The sequence below is a fragment of the Gracilibacillus halotolerans genome (assembly GCF_014206945.1).
GTDB lineage: Bacteria > Bacillota > Bacilli > Bacillales > Amphibacillaceae > Gracilibacillus > Gracilibacillus halotolerans.
The window spans coordinates 1-5,798 of record NZ_JACHON010000040.1 but is presented as its reverse complement, the minus strand read 5'-3'; the positions used below and the strand labels follow the sequence as shown (position 1 = coordinate 5,798).

The following is a 5,798-nucleotide window of genomic DNA, read 5'->3' as shown; positions in this document are numbered from 1 at the left end:
AGTACGTACTATTTTCGGCTAGAACATATATATTGTAAGTCATAAACAAGTTTACGTTCCTTAAAAAAATTGTTCAGTATAGTGTTGACATACCAGAGTGAATTGATTCTATCCTGAGTCGTGTGCTGTCTATCGAGAGTGAATCGATTCTATCTGGAGTCATGTGTTGTCTATCGAGAGTGAATTGATTCTATCCTGAGTCGTGTGCTGTCTATCGAGAGTGAATTGATTCTATCCTGAGTCGTGTGCTGTCTATCGAGAGTGGATTCGTGCTATCCTGAGTCGTGTGCTGTCTATCGAGAGTGAATTGATTCTATCTTGAGTCGTATGTTGTCTATCGAGAGTAAATTGATGTTACGTCTTGTTCATCTGCTGTAAGAGGGAATCATACCTTTATGCAATGACAGATATACGTTTTCTATCACTTACTTCAATAAGATTAGCGACAAGCTGTCTAAAAATTGTATCCCAAGATTGTGTACATGCATACTTACGGGCTTCATCTGCAAAATTCTTCCTTAATAAATTATTTTCTAATAATTTCTCCGTTTGCTTTACAAAAACTTCTCGATTACGTGGTTCACATAGAAAACCTGTCTTCCCATCCTTGATGATGTTTCCTACTCCACCGGCATTCGCGCCAATTACTGGAAGGCCTGAAGCTAATGCCTCTAAGACAACATTTCCAAAGGTCTCTGTTTCAGATGGGAATAAAAATATATCACTTGAGGCGTAAGCCTTAGCTAATTCCTCTCCTTCTAGAAAACCCGTCCATGTAATCTTTTCTCGATAAGTTTGGGATAACATAGAATATAATGGACCATCACCCACCATCACTAAATGCGTATCTTTCTTAACGTCACTGGGTAAGGAATGAAACATGTCTAGAACGAATTCTATATTCTTCTCCGGCGCCATTCTTCCTACATATAATAGGATCTTGTTTTCTTTTATTCCATACTTCTGTTGCAAATAGTGTGATACTCGTTTGGTAGGAGTAAAGAAATCATGATCCACCCCTCGTCCCCAAATACGTATATCTCTATGAAATTTTTTAGTAAGCAGCTGATGTTTCGTACTTTCGGAAGGAACATAAATTCTTTCAAAAGGTCGATGAAACCAATCTAAATATTTCCATACCCATTTGTTTAAAAACGATAAGTGATAGTAATTGAGATAATGATCGAAATGTGTGTGGTAGGAGGCTATCATTGGAATTTGATGTTTTTTACCATATAGTAGTCCTGACAAGCCAATGTTAAAAGGGGTGGCAATGTGGATTAAGGTTGGTTTAAACGTATCGAGTACTTGATTGATTTGCAATGGATTCGGTAAGGAAAATCGCAAATCTCGATACAATAAAAAAGGGATACTTGTAAGTCGTTCTATCTGTGGTACTTGCGGGACTGCTGTACTTGTGCTCGGGACAAACAATCTGTACTCAATTCCTTGCCTCCGCAAGTAGTCCGTATACCGTTGTAAGGTGAGAGCTACCCCATTGATTTCAGGGACATACGTGTCAGAAAAAATAGCAATTCGCATAACTACACTCTCCTTATCATTACATTTATTTCCTTACAACTAATATACCGAACCACTTTTAAATCGTTATGAAGTTATAATAAAGATTTATTAATTTGTTGAAAATCCCTCCATATAAAATTTAATTGTTTTCAGGTGGTATAATAATCTGGTTCTCAATCTTACAAGTATCACCGTAGGTATTGCCTTAGAGCTAGAAGAAATGGAAAAGGCAAATTCCGTTTGTAGAATTTAAAATTGTTTTGTACTATAAAAGACCAAAGATTGTCACGTTCTTTGGCCTCCCTTCAATAGATTATGTCAGGTGAGAAGTGTCTACCACTCATTACCTCCATTATTTTGCTGTAGCAAAGGTTTCTATTAAAAATTGTGCTGCATTTTTCGGCCCATCTACATTCATTAATGTGCGCTGCATTTCTAAGGCTTTCTTATGCATTTCCTTACTCGCCAATACCTTTTTTATATAATCACTAATTCTTGCCTTGGTTAAATCTTTCTTACGTAATGCCACCGCATTCCCAAATCTTACACATTCATTGATGTTAACCCGTTGTTCTTGCTGTAAGCCAAAGCCAATAAACGGCTTACCAGAAAGGCAAGCTGTTTGTACTGTTCCCTCACCACCGTGAATAATCGATAGATCAATGAGGTCATTCATTTTATGAGCGGGTAAGAAATCACATAAAATAATATGGTCGTTAAAGGACAAATTGTTATACTGTGATTCTACGATTCTTTTCATTGGGCAAATAACCGTTACTGGTAATTGGTTCAAAATATTCAGTATTTTTACAATCATAGCAGGACTTCCTGAACTCCCCATTGCAAAGTAGAGGATGGGGCGATCTTTCGGCAGTTTTTTGATAAAGCTAGGAATAGGAGCATCAAGTTTGGCATAAACAGGGCCTACGTAATGATAATTAGTAGGAACATGGTGAATTTCGCTTATTTCTGAAATCGTAGTAATGAGATTATAGTCACCATCTAAAGCATCGATTGTGTATTTTGGCAATTCAACTCCCTCTTCTTTTGCTACTTTAGAGAAGGCTTTCGGTTTATACGTTATATGTAAAGCAATCGATTGAACTGCTTTCTTGATGATTTTATGGACTATGTGGAAAGAAGAAAATGGTAGTAATAAATCTCCTTGTAAAAAATAAGGACGAGTGTAAGCTAAAGGTTTGATATACACTAAGGGAATACGTGAGGCACGAGAGGATATGAACATACTTAGTGTTGTACCAATCACAATGGCTATCGGATGATATTTTTCTATTATTTTCTTTTCGTTTTTCACACGTTCTTGAATATGTTCATAAGTAAATGGATGCTTAAAGCCTTTCATTTGGTCAACATTCATCAATTGCGTTATCTGTCTCTCATTTAAATGAGGTTTCAAGTGTAGGAAGGTAAAGTTCGATTCTTCAATGAGGTAAGAATATTTGTTAGAGTAGCCTATAAAAATGCAATTAAATACATGAGAGCATTTCTTAGCAACTTCAATTGATCTAGTCGTTTCTGCTAAGTTAAATGTCTCAGGTGCAAATATGATTGTTCTTTTTATCTTCATCATCCTTTCCGCTTATTTTACCAAGTTATGGGTAACAGTATAACAAATGAAAAAAATGGAATCAAGGGGTTATTTTGTATTTTTTATGTAAATATTTTATTAACTTTTTTATCTCCTGCTAGAGGGAAAACTTGAACAGAGACCAAGTTAATAATGAAATTTCCAATTAATATTTTTAGCTTATGTCAGCTTTTCTTCTAAATTCCTTTTAACTGATTCCCAATCACTTTCTGATATGCTGTAAAACACCGAGCTTCGAAGTGTACCATCTTTCCGTAGCATGTGATTCTTTCTTAGTCCTGTTCTTATTGCTCCAATTTTTTCTAGTGCCTTCTGGGACCTGCCATTACGTTCGTCCGTTTTAAATTGAACCTTTACAAAACCTAACGTTTCAAAACAATACTTTAACATCAAATATTTACATTCCATATTAAGTCCTGTGCTCCAATTAGAGGGTTCTATCCATGTCCATCCTATTTCTAATGTCTTAGTAGCTTGTGATATTTCCATGAATCTAGTACTACCAATTATATTATCCGTACACTTATTAATGATAACAAATGGAAATTCTGTACCATTTTCTTTATTGGTTAATGCATTATTGACAAATTCCTTCATGTCATTAAAGGAACTAATTGTAACAGGTAAATGACTCCATATTTTATCGTTACTTATCTCAAAAAGCTTTGATATATTTTTCTTCTAAAGGCAAAAGTTTTATATTGACCCCGTCTAATACTATATGATGAAAAATTTCTTTCTCCCCCTGTCATAAGTTTTAATTACCAACTTAACTTTATTTATTAGAAATAAATGAGCAATGAATCCAATTTTAGTCTACACCAAATTTTAACAAAACAGAATCTCTAACCTGTTCCTTTTTGACGGCAACGACGTATTCCCATAAGATAATTATTAATAGATTGAATGTTAGGGTGAATTTATTGAAGATTTTATTAGTAGAAGATAATCGAACTATCGCTCTAGGGTTAGATTACTCCTTAAAACAAGAGGGTTATGAAACTATAATTTGCTACGATGCTTCAACTGCCACCGATGTAATCCAACAGGAAAGTAATGAAATAGATGTATGCTTATTTGATCTATCGTTACCGGATGGTAGTGGCTATGATTTATGCAAGCTTGTTAAGGAACGTGGGGACATTCCAGTCATTTTCCTTACAGCTTTAGACGATGAAGTGAATGTTGTCATGGGTCTTGATATGGGAGCGGATGATTATATCACGAAACCCTTTCGTATACGCGAGCTCCTTTCAAGAATTAAATCGGTACTAGGTTCAGCTATGCTTTACTCCATAGGAAAGATAAAAAACGAGAACATCATCGAAAGCTTAAAGCAAGAATATATTTAAATAAAATGAAGGATAACTCAAGTTTAAAATGAGTTATCCTTCTCTTTTATTATTGAATAACACGTTTGGAGAATAGATAGTTCTTGGACCAGTAAGGGTTTTGTAACACATTCGTTGTAATCATAACACCTCTTGAGGTAGATGCATGAATCATATTGCCGTCACCCATATAGATACCAACATGCGCCACTCTTCCATCTGTATACGTATCATTCATCGTAAAGAACATTAAATCCCCGACTTTTAGATTAGAAGTAGATACAGGTACCCCTTTACTTGCTTGATCCCTCGATACTCTAGGAAGCTCGACACCAAAATTACCAAATACATATTGTGTAAAAGAAGAACAATCAAATCGGTTTGGTGCTTCCGCTAATGTCGCACCAAATTTATAAGGTGCACCAATATAATTTTGTGCATCATTTAAAATATTGCTTATCTGCTGCGTGACAGAATCTCTACTCTTATTTTTTACTGGTTCTCTTTCTTTTTCAGGCTCCATTTCTCCCTTAGACGCGTCTGGACTAGGTAGCTTCAAAATTTGTCCTTCATGAATAATATTGGATGTAAGGTTATTTTCTTTTTTCAATAAATCAATTGTTGTATGGTGAAGACGAGAAATAATGTACAGACTATCACCTTGACGCACCTCATATTTCGTTGCAGGATTCTGTATCTGAATAGAACCATTTTCCTCTTTGAATGTTACATATGAATTAAACATAACACCAGCTGCATGAAGAGAAATATAGGCCGTTTCATTAATCCATCGTGGCGGCTGAATATCTACATATTCATTCCCCTTTCTCGCTCTCGTTCCCCCCATCGTTATGCGGACTACCGTCGATCCATCCGTAATTTCGTATGTTTTCGTGTCTTCTTCAAATTTTATATAATTATATTTCAAGATTTTCGCAAGGTCGACGAAAGGTAAATAATAGACACCATTTTCGATAATGGGATTTATTCCGTCTACTACTTTGCCGTTTATAAATACACCTGCATTAGGTACATGCTGGACTTGTGCTTGGGAGGTCATCGAACCACTAACAGCTATACTTAATGCTAACAAAAGAATACTCGTTATTCGTATTAACTTCTTCATAGTTACTCCCCTTATCTTTATCTGATATACGGTTATGATGGCTTTACTCACTATAATTATTCGTTATGTTTTTAATTTCCAAAAATCGAGTAGGAGGAGGTGATTAACCTCCGTCCTCTCACACCACCGTACGTACCGTTCGGTATACGGCGGTTCAATTAAGATAAATAACGCAAGATTTCATAACGAGATTGTAGACTTCTTAGTC

4 protein-coding genes and 1 pseudogene are annotated in these 5,798 nt (G+C 35.5%); 1 reads left to right on the top strand and 4 read right to left on the bottom strand.

The genetic code is table 11. The features are described from left to right. Positions 1–393: 393 nt before the first annotated feature. The 3 genes from GGQ92_RS16000 to GGQ92_RS15990 all read right to left on the bottom strand — a co-directional run bounded on the left by GGQ92_RS16000 (position 394) and on the right by GGQ92_RS15990 (position 3,748). On the bottom strand, positions 394–1,542 hold the full coding sequence (locus GGQ92_RS16000) for a glycosyltransferase family 4 protein (RefSeq protein WP_184251299.1): 1,149 nt from the start codon (positions 1,540–1,542) through the stop codon (positions 394–396). A 334-nt stretch (positions 1,543–1,876) separates the two neighbouring features. Further along, positions 1,877–3,112, bottom strand: coding sequence for a glycosyltransferase (locus GGQ92_RS15995; protein WP_246384568.1), 1,236 nt, complete (start codon positions 3,110–3,112; stop codon positions 1,877–1,879). Positions 3,113–3,292: 180 nt separating this feature from the next. After that, on the bottom strand, positions 3,293–3,748 hold the full coding sequence (locus tag GGQ92_RS15990) for a GNAT family N-acetyltransferase (RefSeq protein WP_343068861.1): 456 nt from the start codon (positions 3,746–3,748) through the stop codon (positions 3,293–3,295). Positions 3,749–4,056: 308 nt separating this feature from the next. On the opposite strand from GGQ92_RS15990, the pseudogene GGQ92_RS15985 reads away from it, so the two are divergent. After that, positions 4,057–4,407 (top strand): annotated as a pseudogene (locus GGQ92_RS15985) (response regulator transcription factor); the annotation flags it as partial. Positions 4,408–4,534: 127 nt separating this feature from the next. Here the strand turns inward: GGQ92_RS15985 and GGQ92_RS15980 are convergent. Continuing rightward, positions 4,535–5,590, bottom strand: a complete 1,056-nt coding sequence (locus GGQ92_RS15980) for a C40 family peptidase (RefSeq protein ID WP_184251293.1) — start codon at positions 5,588–5,590, stop codon at positions 4,535–4,537. Between the last annotated feature and the right edge of the window lie 208 nt (positions 5,591–5,798).

Coding starts and splice junctions, on each gene's coding strand:
- GGQ92_RS15980 (WP_184251293.1), bottom strand. CDS start 5,590: ATGAAGAAGTTAATACGAATAACGAGTATTCTTTTGTTAGCATTAAGT.
- GGQ92_RS16000 (WP_184251299.1), bottom strand. CDS start 1,542: ATGCGAATTGCTATTTTTTCTGACACGTATGTCCCTGAAATCAATGGG.
- GGQ92_RS15995 (WP_246384568.1), bottom strand. CDS start 3,112: ATGAAGATAAAAAGAACAATCATATTTGCACCTGAGACATTTAACTTA.